The 16,412-nt window shown below is 62.2% G+C and carries 11 protein-coding genes; 6 read left to right on the top strand and 5 right to left on the bottom strand.

From position 1 onward, the window contains the following. Window positions 1-9 precede the first annotated feature (9 nt). Window positions 10-1,446, top strand: coding sequence for a sugar nucleotide-binding protein (locus G6N38_RS03530; protein WP_163746273.1), 1,437 nt, complete (start codon window positions 10-12; stop codon window positions 1,444-1,446). A 4-nt stretch (window positions 1,447-1,450) separates the two neighbouring features. Here the strand turns inward: G6N38_RS03530 and G6N38_RS03525 are convergent, their stop codons facing one another. From G6N38_RS03525 to G6N38_RS03510, 4 genes are all read right to left on the bottom strand, one after another. Continuing rightward, window positions 1,451-4,381 (bottom strand): MMPL/RND family transporter, encoded by a 2,931-nt coding sequence (locus G6N38_RS03525; protein WP_163751774.1) that lies wholly within the window; start codon window positions 4,379-4,381, stop codon window positions 1,451-1,453. A 9-nt stretch (window positions 4,382-4,390) separates the two neighbouring features. Continuing rightward, window positions 4,391-7,273: an MMPL/RND family transporter gene (locus G6N38_RS03520; protein ID WP_163746272.1), complete on the bottom strand. Its 2,883-nt coding sequence runs from the start codon at window positions 7,271-7,273 to the stop codon at window positions 4,391-4,393. Continuing rightward, window positions 7,270-7,689, bottom strand: coding sequence for an MmpS family transport accessory protein (locus G6N38_RS03515; RefSeq protein ID WP_163751773.1), 420 nt, complete (start codon window positions 7,687-7,689; stop codon window positions 7,270-7,272). The genes G6N38_RS03520 and G6N38_RS03515 overlap by 4 nt, the downstream gene beginning before the upstream one ends. Window positions 7,690-8,233: 544 nt before the next feature. Next, entirely contained in the window at window positions 8,234-9,625 is a 1,392-nt protein-coding gene (locus G6N38_RS03510) for a condensation domain-containing protein (protein WP_246227663.1), read from the bottom strand. Between the two features lie 110 nt (window positions 9,626-9,735). On the opposite strand from G6N38_RS03510, the gene G6N38_RS03505 reads away from it, so the two are divergent. The 3 genes from G6N38_RS03505 to G6N38_RS03495 all read left to right on the top strand — a co-directional run bounded on the left by G6N38_RS03505 (window position 9,736) and on the right by G6N38_RS03495 (window position 12,949). Then, window positions 9,736-10,749, top strand: coding sequence for a sulfotransferase family protein (locus G6N38_RS03505; RefSeq protein ID WP_246227942.1), 1,014 nt, complete (start codon window positions 9,736-9,738; stop codon window positions 10,747-10,749). A 23-nt stretch (window positions 10,750-10,772) separates the two neighbouring features. Beyond that, entirely contained in the window at window positions 10,773-12,041 is a 1,269-nt protein-coding gene (locus G6N38_RS03500) for a glycosyltransferase (protein ID WP_163746270.1), read from the top strand. A gap of 92 nt (window positions 12,042-12,133) precedes the next feature. After that, the gene (locus G6N38_RS03495; protein ID WP_163746269.1) at window positions 12,134-12,949 is read left to right on the top strand and encodes a TylF/MycF/NovP-related O-methyltransferase; all 816 of its coding nucleotides are present in this window, start codon (window positions 12,134-12,136) and stop codon (window positions 12,947-12,949) included. Window positions 12,950-13,033: 84 nt separating this feature from the next. Here the strand turns inward: G6N38_RS03495 and G6N38_RS03490 are convergent, their stop codons facing one another. Continuing rightward, entirely contained in the window at window positions 13,034-13,858 is an 825-nt protein-coding gene (locus G6N38_RS03490) for an alpha/beta fold hydrolase (RefSeq protein WP_163746268.1), read from the bottom strand. Between the two features lie 330 nt (window positions 13,859-14,188). On the opposite strand from G6N38_RS03490, the gene G6N38_RS03485 reads away from it, so the two are divergent. Next, window positions 14,189-15,178 (top strand): Gfo/Idh/MocA family protein, encoded by a 990-nt coding sequence (locus G6N38_RS03485; RefSeq protein ID WP_163746267.1) that lies wholly within the window; start codon window positions 14,189-14,191, stop codon window positions 15,176-15,178. A gap of 126 nt (window positions 15,179-15,304) precedes the next feature. Further along, the gene (locus G6N38_RS03480; protein ID WP_163746266.1) at window positions 15,305-16,303 is read left to right on the top strand and encodes a Gfo/Idh/MocA family protein; all 999 of its coding nucleotides are present in this window, start codon (window positions 15,305-15,307) and stop codon (window positions 16,301-16,303) included. The last annotated feature ends 109 nt before the right edge of the window (window positions 16,304-16,412 follow it).

The following is a 16,412-nucleotide window of genomic DNA, read 5'->3' as shown; positions in this document are numbered from 1 at the left end:
GCGCGAGTAATGACGGAGCTCGGTAAGGCGCTGCGCGCAACCTCGACAGCCATTCCGGGACTGATCATCTGGGATCTTCCCGTCCATGGCGACAATCGCGGGTGGTTCAAGGAGAACTGGCAGCGCGAGAAGATGGTGGCCGCCGGCATGCCCGACTTCGGGCCGGTTCAGAACAATGTCTCGTTCAACGAATCGGCAGGCACCACCCGCGGCATCCACGCCGAGCCCTGGGACAAGTACATCTCTGTCGCGAGCGGGCGGATCTTCGGCGCGTGGGTAGATCTGCGGGACGGCCCGACGTTCGGGACGGTGGTCACCGCCGAACTTGATCCATCGCGTGCCGTGTTCGTGCCGCAGGGCGTCGGCAACGGATTTCAGACGCTGGAGCCCAACACCGCCTACACCTACCTCGTCAACGATCACTATTCGCCGGAGGGCATCTACACCTCGCTGAATCCGGCGGATGCGACCATCGCCGTCGACTGGCCGATTCCACTGGACCGAGCTGAGCTGTCCGCGAAAGACCGCGCCCAGGGCCCCTTGTCCGAGGTCGTTCCCGTCCAGCCGCGCAAGATCCTGGTGATCGGCGCCAACGGTCAGCTGGGTCGCGCCCTGCGCGAGTCCTACGCGGGCGTTTCGCATGTCGAGTTCGTCGACCTGCCGGACTTCGATCTCACGTCCGGCGATCTCGGTTCGGCGCGCCCGTGGCGTGAGTACGACACGATCATCAACGCCGCGGCCTACACGGCCGTGGACGTCGCCGAGACCGCCGAAGGGCGCGTCGCCGCGTGGGCCGCCAACGTCACGGGTGTCGCGAATCTAGCGCGGGTGGCGCTGGCGCACCGACTGACTGTCGTGCATGTGTCGACCGACTACGTGTTCGACGGCACCGCGACGCGGCCCTACCGCGAGGACGATCCGATGGCCCCGCTCGGTGTGTACGGACAGACGAAAGCCGCCGGCGATCAGATCATCGCAACCCTTGACCGGCACTACATCCTGCGTACCTCGTGGGTGATCGGTGAGGGGCGAAACTTCGTGCGCACCATGCTTTCTCTTGCCGACCGGGGCGTTGACCCATCGGTGGTCGACGACCAGCTCGGTCGTTTGACATTCACTTCGGAGCTGGCCCGCGCGATCCGGCACCTGGCCGAGAGCCGTGCGTCGTACGGGACGTACAACATGACTGGGTCCGGCCCGATCACCTCATGGGCCGATGTGGCACGCCGCACCTTCGAGCTGGCGGGCCACGATCCGAACAGGGTGAGCGGCGTCTCCACCGCCGAGTACTTCGCGTCGGCCACCAATCCCGTGTCGCCGCGCCCGGCCAGCGGTGTTCTCGACCTGACAAAAATCGAGTCCACCGGGTTCGTGCCCGCCGCCGCCGACGAAACACTGCAGAACTACGTGCGGCTGGAGACTCGGGCGACGTCCGCGGCAGGCTAGCGAATCAGACCGAAGTCCTTGGGATTTCGGTAGTTAGCGCATCGTCGTCGCGGTCTTCGTGCGGCAGCATTAACGTCCGCACTGACGCACGCGTTCCTTGCGACCGGAGCATGAAGCTGGCCGGGCGTGGCCGAACCCGCTGCGGCCACCAGAACCAGCGTCCGAGCAACACGGCGATCGCCGGTGTCATGAACGACCGTACAACCAAGGTGTCGAATAGCAGGCCCAGGCCGATCGTGGTGCCGACCTGACCGATGATCTGCAGATCGCTGATCACCATCGAAGCCATGGTGAACGCGAACACCAGCCCGGCGTTGGTCACGACCTTGCCGGTGCCGCCCATGGCGCGGATGATGCCGGTGTTGATGCCCGCGCCGAGTTCTTCTTTTATTCGGGATACCAAGAGCAGGTTGTAGTCCGAGCCAACCGCCAAGAGCACGATCACCGACATCGGCAATACCATCCAGTGCAATTTGATGCCCAGAATGTACTGCCAGAGCAGTACCGAGAGCCCAAATGAAGCGCCCAGCGACAGCGCCACCGTGCCCACGATCACCAGGGAGGCAATCAAGCTACGGGTGATGAGCAGCATGATGATGAAGATCAGACAGAGTGCGCCCACGGCCGCGATCCAGAGGTCGTATTTGGAGCCGTCGCTGAAGTCCTTGAATGTCGCTGCGGTGCCGGCGATATAGATCTTGGAGCCCCGCAGCGGTGTTGTCTTGAGAGCTTCCTCCGCCGCGGTCCTGATCTTGGCGATACTTGCGATGCCCTGCGGGGACGCGGGTTCGTCCTTGTGGGAGATGATGAATCGCGCTGCTTTGCCATCGGGGGACAGGTAGGCGCTCATCGCCCGCTGGAAATCCGGGTTCTGGAAGACCTCGGGCGGAAGGTAGAAGGTATCGTCGTTTTGCGCCGCGTCGAACGCCTGCCCCATGGCAAGGGTGTTCGAGTTCGAATCGTCCAATACACCGAATGACCCGGACATGGTGCTGTGCATCTTCAGCATCATGTCCCGCATGGATTCCATGATTGCGATCATCTGCGGCATCTGTGCGAGAAGCTGGGGCATCAGCTGGTCCAATGTCCCGAACTGAACCAGCATTTCCTTCATCTTGTCGTTGAGTGCGGATATGCCGTCGATCGAGTCGAATATCGATCGCACCGCTACGCAGAGCGGAATGTTGTAGCAGTGCGGTTCCCAGTACAAATAGGCGCGAATAGGCCTGAAGAAATCGTCGAAGTCTGCCGAGCTGCCCATGAGAACAGTAACGACTTGCGACATCTCTTTCGTTGTGATGAACGAGTCGTGGGTGATGCCGTTGAGCTGCTTTTGCAGTTCATACATACGCTTCATCAGCGCGATTTGTCTATCGATCATTTTGACCTGTTCGAGCAGGTCATTCATGCGGGTTTTCATAAAGTTCAGGCTGCTCTGCATGCCCGCATTCTGCATGTCCATGAGGAAGGGTATGGAGGTGTGTTCGATCGGTGTTCCCTCGGGCCGTGTTATGCCCTGAACCCGAGATATGCCTGGAACCTGGAAAATAGCTTTGGCCAGTTTGTGCAATATGAGGAAATCCGAGGGGTTCCGCATATCGTGATCGGATTCGATCATCAGAATTTCGGGCATCATCCGGGCCTGGGAGAAATGGCGATCGGCAGCCGCGTTTCCCACGTTTGCCGGTAGATCCTGCGGTATGTACAAGCGATCGTTGTAACTGGTCTGGTAGCCCGGCAGCGCGAGCAGCCCGACCAGCGCGATCGCTATGGTCGTGATGAGGATGGGAACCGGCCAGCGAACGACCGCCGTTCCGATTCGTCGCCACCGGCGGTTCTTGAGCCGGACCTTCGGGTCGAACAATTTGAGGTGGCTTCCGACGGCCAGCAGCGATGGGACCAGTGTGACGGCCACCGCGACGGCGACGAACATGCCGACAGCGGATGGCACGCCCATGCTTTGGAAGATGGGTATCCGGGTGACACTCAGGCACAGCATCGCTCCGGCGATGGTCAGACCGCTGCCCAAGACGACGGGGGCGACGCTGCGGAAGGTGCTGTAAAAGGCGGTTTCGATGTCTTCGCCGGCGTGGCGCGCCTCGTGGTACCGGCCGAAGAAGAAGATTCCGTAGTCGGTCCCGGCCGCCATCGCCAGGGCAACCAGCAGGCTGGTCGCGAATGTCGAGAGACCGATGACGTTGTGGTCGGCGAGAAACGCGACGGTCCCTCGGGCGATGAGGACTTCGATACCGACGGTGAGCAACAGACCGAGAACGGTGAGGATCGATCGGTAGACGAGAAGCAGGACCGCAAAAATGAGGACGGCCCCGACGGCAGTCATCTTGATCATCGAGTGGTCGCCGGCATGTTGCATGTCCGACACGAGCGCGGCGGGCCCGGTGACGTAGACCTTGATACCGGGCGGCGCCGGAGTCTGTTCGGCGATGTTGCGGACCGCGGCAATTGATTGTTGGCCCAACGTTGTGCCCTGGTTGCCGGCCAGATTCAATTGGATGTAGACGGCCTTGCCGTCTTTACTTTGCGCACCCGCCGCGGTGAGTCGATCTCCCCACAAATCCTGCACATGTTCGACGTGCTTCGTATCGCTCTTCAGCGCGCGAATCAGTCCGTCGTAGTACGTGTGTGCCTCGTCGCCGAGTTCCTGCTGGCCCTCCATCACCAGCATGGCGAAACTGTCGGAGGTGGACTCTTTGAACTCGTTGCCCATCCGGTGCATGGCCACCACTGCCGGGGCGTCCTGTGGGGCCATCGGCACGGAATGGTCCCGGCTGACGGTCTCCAGCCAAGGGACGAAGAACGTCACATAAACCGTGACCGCCACCCAGACCGCAATGATGAGAGGCGACAGCGTTCGGATCGACCGCGCGATCAACGGCCGACTGAGCTGGTGGGTCGGCTCTGTCTTGGTCTGGATGGCCGACACTTACTTCTCTTGGTTCTGCAACAACGCGCGCACCAACGGACGCGGTCCTGTCGGCCGGAGCATCGTGCTGGCGGGGCGGGGCCGAACCAGTTGCGGCCACCAGAACCAGCGGCCTAACAGGGCGGCGATGGACGGTGTCATGAATGCGCGCACGACCAAGGTGTCGAACAGCAGACCGACGGCGATCGTCGTGCCTACCTGGCCGATGCTGATCACGTCGCTGACGATCATCGACGCCATGGTGAACGCGAATACCAGGCCGGCGGTTGTCACGACCTTGCCGGTGCCCGCCATTGCCCGAATGATCCCCGTATTGATGCCGGCGCCCAATTCTTCCTTCATTCTGGCGACCAACAACAAGTTGTAGTCAGATCCGACTGCCAGAAGAATGATCACCGTCATCACGAAGACCGACCAGTGCAATTGTATTCCGAGCAGATACTGCCAAATGAAAACGGCCAGACCGAAGGATGCGCCCAACGAGATAAGTACCGTACCAACGATAACCATTGCGGCAATCAGACTTCGCGTCACGATCAGCATCACGACGAATATCAGGCACAGTGCTGAAACGACCGCGATTATCAGATCGTATCTTGTTCCAGTCACCGTGTCTTTCACCAAAGCCGCTGTGCCGGCCAGAGAGATTTGCGACCCTTCCAGTGGGGTGCCCTTTAGTGCTTCTTCGGCCGCACTTTTTATGGCGTCGACCCGGCCGATGCCGTCGGGCGATGTGGGATCACCTTTTTGAGAAATGAGCATGCGGGTGGCTTTGCCGTCCGCCGAGATGAAGATCTTCATGACCCGCTTGAAATCTTCGTTCTTGAAGACTTCCGGTGGAATGTAGAACGAATCATCGTTCTGCGCGGCGTCGAAGGCTTTACCCATGGCGGTCGAATTGGCGCCGTTGTCGTCCATCTGGCCGAAGACCCCGGACATGGTGCTGTGCATCGTGAGCAGCATTGCTTTCATGCTGGTCATGATTGCGATCATTTCCGGGAACTGCGCGAGCAGTTGCGGCATGATCACGTCCATCTGGTCGAGATTCGCGGTCAGCTGCGCCAGCTTCTCGGTCAGTCCGTCGACGCCGTCGAGGACGTCGAAAATGCTTCTGATCGACCAGCACAGCGGAATGTCGAAGCAGTGCGGTTCCCAATACAGATAATTTCGTATGGGCCGGAAAAAATCCTCGAAGTCGGCGATATGATCACGCAATTCCATCGTGATGTCAGACATTTCATGCGTGCTTTTGACCATGCTGTGCATGGTTGTCGACAGCTGCTTCATCAAGTCATACATATTCGACATGATGGTGATGGTTTGTCCCAATTGATCGGCCTGCGCGAGCAGATCTGACATGCGCTGTTTCTGAAAGAACATGAATTGCTGCTGGCCGGCTTGTTGCGCGCTCATCAGGTAGGGAATCGTGGTGTGCGCGATCGGCGTTCCCTCGGGCCGGGTTATGGCTTGGACTTTCTCGATACCCGGTATAGCAAGTACTGCTTTCGCCAGTTTGTTCAGCACCAAGAAGTCTGCCGAATTGCGGAGGTCGTGATCGGTCTCGACCATCAAGATCTCAGGTGACATCATCGCCGACGGTGGAAAATGTCGTGATGCCGCAGCAATTCCCTCGGCAGCCGGGATGTTCTTGGGAAGAAAGTGCTGGTCGTTGTAATCGGGTTTGAATCCCGGCAGCGTCAAAAGTCCGACAAGGGTAATCGCCAACGAAGCGACCAGGATTGGTCCAGGCCAGCGAACGATCGCCGTCCCGATTCGCCGCCATCCACGAGCTGTGACTTTTCGCTTGGGCTCGAACAGACCAAAGCGGCTTCCCGCCGCAATCACGGCCGGCACCAGCGTGAGGGCAACCGCGACCGCGACCAAGATGCCTACCGCGCAGGGAACGCCGAGGGCTTGGAAGAAAGGTAACCGGGTGAAGCTGAGGCAGAGCGTCGCTCCGGCCACCGTCAGGCCGGTGGCCAGCACCACCTTCGCGACACCTTGATACATGGTGTAGAACGCCGTTTGCCGGTCTTCGCCGGCCAGACGCGCCTCATGATATCGGCCGATGAAAAAGATTGCGTAGTCCGTGCCGGCCGCGATCACCAGGCCTACCAACAGGTTTACCGCGAAGGTGGTAAGTCCAATGATCTCGTGATGGCCGAGTAACGCAACAAAGCCACGGGCCGCTGACAGTTGTATTCCGACGACGAACAGCAGCACGATCACGGTGAGCGGCGAACGGTAGACGATGAGCAGCGTCAGGAAAATCACCGCGATGCTCACCAACGTGATCGTGGTGACCGTGCTGTTGCCGGCGCGGCTCATATCGGCGGCAAGCGCGGCGGGACCGGTCACGTAGGCTTTGACGCCTGGCGGCGCGGGGGTCTGCTCGATGATGTGCTGCACGGATTGGACCGATTCGTTGGCCAACGCCTCGCCCGGTTTGCCGGAAAGCAGCACCTGGACGTATGCGGCCTTACCATCGTCGCTCTCCGCGGCGCCCCTGGTGAGGGGGTCACCCCAGAAGTTCTGGATGTTCTGAACGTGCTTGGTATCGGCTCGGAACTGGCGGATCATACGGTCGTAGTACTCGTGAGCGTCATCGCCGAGCGGCTGCTGGCCTTCAAGGACGATCATCGCGGCGGCATTACCGGCGTAGGACTGATCGAAAGCTCCGCCGATTCGCATCGCCGCCTTATAAGACGGTGCATCGGTGGGGTTCAGCGATACCGCGTGCTCAGCCTCGACCTGCTCCAGGGTTGGTACGCCGAGGGTCAAGCCGACGATGATCGCCATCCACCCCAAGATGACCAGCACCGAGAACCGGCGGATGTTGTGCGCAATGAAAGGCCGGCTTGTTTCCAGCTGGTGGTTACTCATGCGGCCTTCAGCAGACAGGAGACGAAGGAACTCACTTCGTGCGTCGTGGTGTTGTCCGCTTTCACGTCGCCGTCTATCGAGATCCGGCAGCCAATGGTGTCGCTATCACCCTGGGCGGCAATGCTTCCGATGCCTGCCGCGGCGGAGATCGGGAACTCCAACGACCATGGCAGTGTCGCATCTGTATGCACCGGGTTGCCGTTTTCGTCGAAATAACTGATCTGGGCCGAGGTCCCAGGCGGTCCGAAGATCTCGTATTTCATCTTCTTCGGGTTGTAAGGTTTGGCCTTTTCGTTCTTGGTATCGCTGTAGGAGAGGCCTGTCTCTGATCCGAAGATGCCGTGCAGGCGCGACACCGTCAGTCCGCCGGCAGCGAGTACGGCGATCACGAGCAGCGGAATCCACAGGCGCTTCAGCAACGTGAACGCAAGTCCTCGATTTCGACGGCCCTTCCGGGATTCGCTCCGGGCGGGCGGCGGGGGCGGCGATTGGTCGGCAGGCTGCTCAGCGGTGTCATCGCGGGGCCAGTCGGTGACATCGGGCTGAGTTTGCTCAACGTCGGGCAAACTTCCATCGATCACCGCACGACGACCTTTCCCATCTTCCAAGCGCTTCCGTTCGTAGTACCAGCCGTCGGATGGAAAGCACAGCTACACATCGACGCGGTACCTCAGGTTAGCGTCCGCGTGGCGGGCGTCACAGTCCGCCCGTCCGGCGATCTCCGCAAACGAGCGGGGTTGCCGAGAGCACGACCGATCTTGACGAGAGTCAATCATGCTGATGGCCTCCGTATGGGCTCTTTCGTGATGCAACAGCGGAGCTTACGGCTTACGCGTGCGTAAAGCCGCGGTAATGGCTAACTGTTATGTTGCTGGCAGGCAGGCCACATTGACGCGCCCGCAAGCGGTAGGACGCAGTGCCACCGACTCTCATATCTATGGGGGTTCGGCGCACGATCCGCTAATCGATCTCGCCGGCGAGGCCGAATTCAGTCAGTGCGCGCTCGGCCAACTCCCGCAACTGGGACCTGGTTGTCACAGCACCTGGTTGGTAGCCGCGCACGCACACGCCGACCTGATTCATCTCCATCGAGGTGCCGACAAAGACGTGCAGTTGGCTGCCCGCTCGTTCAAGCCAGCCGCGCGTCACGTTCTGGCTCGCTCCTCGAGCGAACATCCCGTCGGACAGCGTGCCGTCGGGGCGGCTTGCGGCCGGACCCGTATCGCCGAGGCTCGAGCACACCGCGGGTTGCTCCGGGTCGCTGACCGCGTAGTCCATCAGATGCTTCCACGCCCGTTTGGGGGTGAACGGCGTCAGGGCAACGAGCTCCGCCGATTCGTCGGGGGTGTCTTTTGCGTCCTTGAGCGCCTGTTTGATCGCGGCGCGGGCGGGAGTCAGATCGGCCGTCACGCACTCCGGGTCGATGCCGACCCGGACAAACGAGACGGCGATCGCCCGCGCATCGTCCATGGTGCGGGTATTGACGGTGAGCAGCATTCTGACATTGTCGGCATCCCCATGCGTGCGTCCCATGTGCCGGTCGAGTCTCGCGGTGAACGCCGCAGCCAGCGCGCTCACTGTGCCGCCCAGAGTTTCCGCAAGCGCATTCCACTCGTCCAGCCGGATCCGGATCCAGATGTTGGGCACGATCATGAGGTCGTCGGCGCCGCTGGTCGGCGGGCCAGGCAATGATGCCTGGGCCTGGGAGTGCACAACATCCTGCTGGCGGCGGCGGGCCTCTTTCACCGCCGCGAGAAATGCCCGCACCGTATCCGGGGCATCCCGTGCGGTTCCGCGGGCGTCTTGAACCAAGGCCTGCAGCCGAGAGCGCGACCGAGGGGGCGGATAGCCAAGATCGACGGGCAGGTCGAGGAGCGCCTGGGTCACCGCGACGGCCGCACCGATGCCGTCGATGACGTAGTGAGACAGCACCAAGCTGATGGCGGTCGAGCCGTCGCTGAGACGGACCACGCTGATCCGCCAGCCGGGTCCCGATTCCGGGTCGATAGGTAGTTGGGTGCGCTCGTCGAACCAGTCGCCGAGCTCATCCCGCGGGCGAACGGCCTCGGCGATATCCAGTGGGGCCGGATTGGGGTCCGATACCCACCGCCACCGGCCGAACGGCAGCGGTGACCGCTCGATGAGCCGTCCCATCATTCCTTGACCGAGTTTGTCGCGAAAACGCTCCAATCCCTCGATGTCGACTGGGTGGTGATAGACCCAGCCGACCTGCATCACTTCCTGCTGGCCGGCGGCGTGATGGCCCGCATAGAAGGCTTGATCCATCAGTACGAGCAGGTTGTCCCGCCGCGCATCATCGGGTGCTTGCGCAGGACGGTCCTGGATTGACACGAGCGTCAGAGTAGCCGACGGGTTGTTGTGATTTGGCGAGGTTGGGTGGTGCACCGCAACGGCTCAACACCTTGTCGAAGCGCTCACGAGAACCCTATTCTGCCGCTGTGATGACAAGCCGGCCCAGTGCCGAGAATCCTCGAGATACCCCGCAACCGGGGGCTCGGAGTCGCCCGGTGGCTCTTTTTGTGTTGGGCAATGGCCGGTCCGGAACCTCGGCGCTGGCGCGAGTTCTCTCCCTGTGCGGCGGCTCGCTTCCGCCCGGCCTGTTGGGCGCTACCTCGGAGAATCCGCGCGGGTTTTTCGAGGCGCGCGCCGTCATCCATCTGAATCAGGCGATCCTGCATGATCACGACAGCTCCGGGTACGACACGGCCCTGGATTCCTACCAGGACGGCGCGTTCGCCGCCGAGAAGAACGGCGCCTGGGTGGCCAAGCTCAAGGACTACCTCGCCAGCTTGCCGCCCGCCCCGGTCCTGATCATCAAGGAACCGAAAACGACCGCGGTGTCCCGGATCTGGTTCGAGGCCGCGCGTCAGGCCGGCTTCGACGTCGCGGCCGTAGTCGCGGTACGCCATCCGGACGAGATCATCGGATCTCTGGAGAAGCGTGCCAACCAGCAAAATTACGTCGACTCCTCACCGGAGCTCACCTGTGCCTGGTGGCTGAAATACAGTCTGCTGGCCGAACGGGACACCCGTGACGTACCGCGCGTGTTCGTTGAATACTCCAATCTCCTCGAAGACTGGCGCCGGGAATTGAAGCGAATCTCCACGGCGATCGCGATCGATCTCGACGCCAAAGATGAGGCCGAAGTCGACGAGTTCCTGACCCCGGATTTGCGGCACCATCAAACCCGCGGCCAGGTGACCGAGCCATTCGGCACCGACTGGATCGGCACGGTCTACGAATCGCTTGCCGCGGCCGCGCGAGACGGGTCGTGGGATGAGGCCGAGCTGGATCGCGTCTTCGCGGCTTACGGGGCAAGCGAACGCGGGTTCCGGCAGGTGTTCAAGGATGCCGGCCGCTACCGCAATCTCGACCGCTTGTTGCCGCCGTTCGTTGTGAAGCTCGGCCTCGAGACCCTTGCGCTGGTTCACCGGCGCAAGGGCACGTGGGCGTAGCCGGGTCGGGTCGGGAGCATCCGATGAAATTTGTGCTGGCTTTCTACGGAACCCGTGGGGATGTCGAGCCCGGCATCGCCGTCGGCCGCGAGCTGATGCGCCGCGGTCACGACGTGCTCATGGCCATTCCGCCAGACTCGATCGGATCGGCGGAATCCGTCGGCCTCGCTGCGGTCGCTTACGGACCCGATACCCGGGCGTGGTTGGAGGACACCCGCGACTTCTGGGGCTATTTCTTCCGTAACTTCTGGCGTTTCCGGGAGGTGCAGAAGTATCTCCGCGAATCGCGCGAGCCGGGTATGCGGGCGTGGACCGAGATGAGCAGGTCGCTCGCATCGGTAGCGGGTGGGGCCGACGTGCTGGTGAGTGGCGTCAGTTACGAGGAACTCGTGTTCGACGTCTCGGAATACTGTGGTGTCCCGCTGGCGACGGTGTTCTGGTTTCCGATGCGGGTCAACGGCAAGCTCTTGCCGCGTGTGCCTGGGCCGGTGCTGCGCGCGGCGATGAAGGTTTACGAATGGGTGGTCTGGCTTTCGGTGAAGAACGTCGTCGGTTTGGCGCGGCGGGAACTGGGCCTGCCGCCTGCGACGGGGCCTGTGCCGGGGCGGATCGCTGAACTCGAATCGCTGGAAATCCAGGCCTACGACGACGCCTTGTTTCCGGGATTGGCAGATGAGTGGGCAGGGTGGGATGGCCAGCGGCCGTTCGTCGGCACCCTGACTCTCGAGTTGGCGACCGAAGCCGACGACGATGTCATGTCCTGGATCGCCGCGGGAACCCCGCCAATCTGTTTCGGGTTCGGCAGCATCCCGGTCGAGTCGCCCGCCGACATGATCGCCATGATTGCGGGCGCCTGCGCGCAGGTGGGCGAGCGGGCGCTGGTGTGCGCCGGTTGGACCGATTTCAGTGACGTCCCGCAGTTCGACCACGTCAAGGTGGTGGGCGCGGTGAACTACGCGACGATCTTCCCGTCGTGTCGGGCCGTTGTGCACCACGGCGGCGCCGGCACCACCGCGGCGGGCCTGCGCGCCGGGCTGCCGACATTGGTCCTGTATATGGCCGATGTGCAGGTGATCTGGGGTGCTGCGGTCAAAGGCCTGAAGGTGGGCGCCACTCGGAAGTTCACCGCGGCGACCGAGAAAACGCTGGTCGCCGATCTGCGCACCATCCTGGCCCCGGCCTACCTCACCCGTGCCCGCGAGCTTGCCGCCAGGATGATCAGGCCGGCCGACAGCGCGACGAGGGCGGCTGATCTCCTGGAAGATTTCGCTCGTCGCAAGCGGGTTGGCTGACCTAAGGATCGATCTGGGGAAAACGCCGCAAACTGACGTGTCTGCAAGTTTAGACTCAGCGCCGAAATGCTGACATGCGAGATAGGGCAGTCTTGACCATCACCGATTACGACGTGCGTTCGCTGTACCTCGACCTGCTGCGACGCAACCTGACCAGGTTCGGGATGCATGAGCGGATGCCCTCGGACTGGCCGTTGCGCCGACGTCTCCTTCTCAAGGCGGCAAATACTTTCGGCCCCAAGCTCAGGGGTGCGGGCGTGCGCGATCAGAATTACCGTGAGGCGGGGCTGGACTGGCCGGCCGAAGCCGAGACGATGATCGGCATGAAGCGGCTCACCAGCCTGCAGGAGTGCGTGGAGACGGTGCTGGCCGAAGACGTCCCTGGTGATCTCGTGGAGACCGGTGTGTGGCGCGGCGGCGCGTGCATTCTTATGCGCGCGGTCCTCGCGGCCTATGGGGATACGACCCGCAACGTGTGGTTGTGTGATTCCTTCCAAGGGGTCCCGCGCTCTGACACCGATAATTACAAGGCGGACAAAGGGATTCACGCAGAACTAGTTTCGGGCATCTTGGGGGTGTCGGAAGCCGACGTCAAGAAGAATTTCGAACGTTACGGCCTGCTGGACGACCAAGTCCGTTTCCTGCCCGGCTGGTTCAAGGACACGCTGCACGACGCCCCGATCGATGCCATCTCGGTGTTGCGGCTCGATGGCGACCTGTACGAGTCCACGATTCAGGCACTGGACGGGTTGTACCCGCGGCTGTCGCCTGGCGGCTTCTGCATCGTCGACGACTATCTGGCCGTGAAAGCGTGCGAGATGGCCGTCACCGATTACCGCGAGAAGCACGGGATCACCGCCGAAATCGTCGATATCGACGGAACGGGCGTGCTGTGGCGCAAGAAGTGAGTTCGCGGGTCCTCGCCTCGGAGCGCTAACGTCAGGCGTTCTTGCGGTAGAGGCGAAACTTCGCGGTTCTCAGGTGGGCCGGTCCTACACGCTACGTCTTTGGCGTAGTTTGGCTTTCGATAAACCACGACCACCTGAGGCGGGCAATACGAGCTCGGGAGGTAGTGGAGCGCGGCAGACCCAGGCGGCGACAGTTCGGCAGAAAAGGTCAGGACTGCGCAGCGGCCAGTCGTGGCCCATCCCGGTTGCGACTCTCTCCACTCCGTTGGGCATCGACTGGGCGAGTTTCGCCGCGGAGCGCCGGACGAGGCGCAGCTCGTCGCTGCCCGCTACGAATAAGGTTGGTACTTGCGACTTCCCGAGCCCCCGGGGCAGTGTGAATCCCGCGGACGCCCCGGCGATGTCGGCAAGCTGATCGCCCGCGTTCAGGCGTGCGTCGTCGTGATAGTCAACGTTGTCGGCCGCTTGGCGTTCGTCCCAGAAGCGGTCGATGACAGTCCATCGAAACCACGCGGTCTGGGCTAGTCGCCGTGCCAACCGCCGCGTGAGCTGGACCGCAGGCAGCGTGTTGATGACGGTGCTACTGAGTACCGCCCGGTCGACAAGTTGTGGCTCGGTCGCCAGCAGCTGTACGCCCACCTGTGCTCCGAGGGAAAAGCCAACCACGTGTGCTCGGCCAGTGCTTGCCCGCGTACGGATGATCTCCGCGACAGCGTTGGCAGCTCGACCCATATCGAACGGTCCCTGATGAAAGCTCTTGCCATACTGGGGCAGATCCGGGACCAGGCAACGGTATTGCTGCATCCGTTCGACTACGGGCTCCCACGTCCAGCCACTCATCAGCCCGCCGTGAAGGAAGATGATTGTAGGCCCGTCGGCCGGACCGTACTCGCGCACGAATAGAGTCACGTTTGCGATGCTATCCGCTGCTGATGGACGATCGGTCAGCCAGAGACGTACGCGTCTAACCACGAAGGGGCGGTGTTGGGCGCGGGCCAGAGCTCTTACTGTGACCCGCAAGCGTAGGCCGAAAGCGGTGCTAGGAATTCTCGGCGTTGGCGTACCCTTCACCACGGCCCAACTCAAAGTTTGGACGCGGCCCAACAGTGCTAGTTACGCGGGGTTAGTAAGGAGCGCCTTTCCTATGATTGACACAGTGCCAGTGTCTGACACGGCGCCCGCGAGGTTGTGGTGTCGGCGGGCGATTGCGACATTGACCGAGCTCGGGTTCGGCAACTAGTGACCGGCATTGTGCGGATCGGGGTCCTGGGGGCGGCCACGATCACCCCGGCAGCCCTGATCAATCCGGCGAAGGACAATGCCGAGGTCGTGGTGGCCGCGGTGGCGGCGCGGGACGTGTCGCGCGCACAGGCGTTCGCAGCCAAACACGGCATCGCCCGGGTGCATGACAGCTACGAGGCGCTTATTGCCGACCCGCACTTGGACGCTGTGTACAACCCGTTGCCGAATGGCTTGCACGGCAAATGGACTCGGGCCGCCATCGAGGCAGGCAAGCACGTGTTGTGCGAGAAGCCCTTCGCAGCCAATGCGGCCGAAGCCAGAGAGATCGCCGAATTTGCCGCAGCATCGGATCGGGTGGTGATGGAGGCGTTTCACTACCTGTATCACCCACTAGCGTTGCGTGCTCAAGAGATCATCGCTTCGGGGGAGCTGGGCATCCTCGAGCGACTGGATATCGCCTTCTGCTTTCCGTTGCCGAAGTTCTCCGACATCCGCTATGACTACTCCCTTGCCGGTGGTGCCACCATGGATGCCGGTTGCTATGCGGTCCACATGCTGCGGGCGTTCGGTGGTGCTACCCCGGAAGTCTGTTCGGCACAGGCGAAGTTGCGTGGCAGCAACGTGGATCGGGCGATGGTGGCTCAGCTGCGCTTTCCAGCCGGGCACACCGGCTCGCTTCGATGTTCGATGTGGTCGACCGATCTGCTGAGGATAAGTCTGCGGGTGACTGGCGACCAGGGCGAGCTATATGTGCTCAATCCCTTGCTGCCCCAGCTTTTTCATCGGTTTACGGTGCGATCCGGCGGCGGCAAGCGGGTGGAGCGATTCCCGCGGCGCGCCACCTATGCCTATCAGCTCGATGCGTTCGCCGCTGCAGTGCTTCGGGGCGCGCCGGTGCTGACGACACCCGATGACGCGATCGAGACGATGACCGTCATCGATTCGATCTACCACGCTGCGGGACTTCCCGTTCGCCAGCCAACTTGAGGCCATAACTGCAGTTACGCGAATCCGGCCACATTAGTTAGATCCTCTTCTAGTATCTCGTCGGTGGTGAAGTGCAGGGTCGTCGGCCCTGCTGACCGCCGTCGGTCACTCAGTAGGAGAGAGCCAATGCCGGACAGCGCTAGCCGGGTACGGATCGGCATCTTGGGCGCGTCAAGCTTCGCCCCGACGACCATGATCAACCCTGCAAAGGGCAACCACGATGTGGTGGTGGCTGCGGTGGGAGCGCGTGATCAGACCAGCGCCGACGAGTTCGCCGCCAAACACGGCATTGCCAAGTCCTACGGCAGCTACGAGGCGCTGATCGACGATCCGGACCTGGACGCCATCTACGTCCTGGTGCCGACCAGCTTGCACGGTAAGTGGACCAAAGCTGCGCTCGCCGCAGGCAAGCACGTATTGGTCGAGAAGCCGTTCACGGCCAATGCCGCCGAGGCTCAGGAAATCGCCGACCTCTCGGCCAAGTCGGATCGTGTGGTCATGGAGGCGATCCAATTCCGTCACCATCCGTTGACGCGGCGCGTCGAGCAGATCATTGCATCGGGAGAGATCGGCAAACTGCAGCGCGTCGACGTCACGCTGTGTGTGATGCTGCCGACGTTCAAGGCCAACTGCTACAACTACGCCCTCGGCGGGGGCGCGATGATGGACGCCGGCAGCTATGTGACGAATATGGCCCGCACCTTCGGCGGCTCCACCCCTGAAGTCGTTTCGGCCCAGGCGAAGCTCCAGAAGCCCATGGTGGACCGGGCCATGAAGGCTGAATTGCGCTACGCAGGCGGCCATACCGGCCGGCTGAAGTGCGCGCTATGGTCGGCGAACCTGTTTCGGGCGAGCGCCAGAGTGGTTGGTGATGACGGCGAGCTGCGCTGGTTCAGCCCGGCGGCGCCTAACCTCTTCCCGCGGCTCGAAATACGGTCGGCCAACGGAAAGAGAGCCGAGCGTTTTTCGCGCCGCCCCACCTACTCCTTCCAGTTGGAAGCTTTCGCCGGTTCGGTGCTGCGCGGTGAAACGGTGCGGACGTCGCCGCAGGATGCCCTGGAAAACATGAGCGTTATCGACGCGGTGTATCGAGCCGCCGGTCTGCCGATCCGCGAGCCGAGCTAACCGGGACGCATACCTTGGCACACGCTGCAGACGGACCGCGATTCTGTATGTAAAACGGCGGGTTTCGGCCGTGCGCGTGCTGTGCTGGTGCGTGCTTCGGTGCTAGATG

This window comes from Mycolicibacterium helvum, assembly GCF_010731895.1.
Taxonomy (GTDB): Bacteria; Actinomycetota; Actinomycetes; order Mycobacteriales; family Mycobacteriaceae; genus Mycobacterium; species Mycobacterium helvum.
The sequence above is the reverse complement of the archived record's forward strand: the minus strand, read 5'-3'. Positions and strand labels throughout refer to the sequence as shown.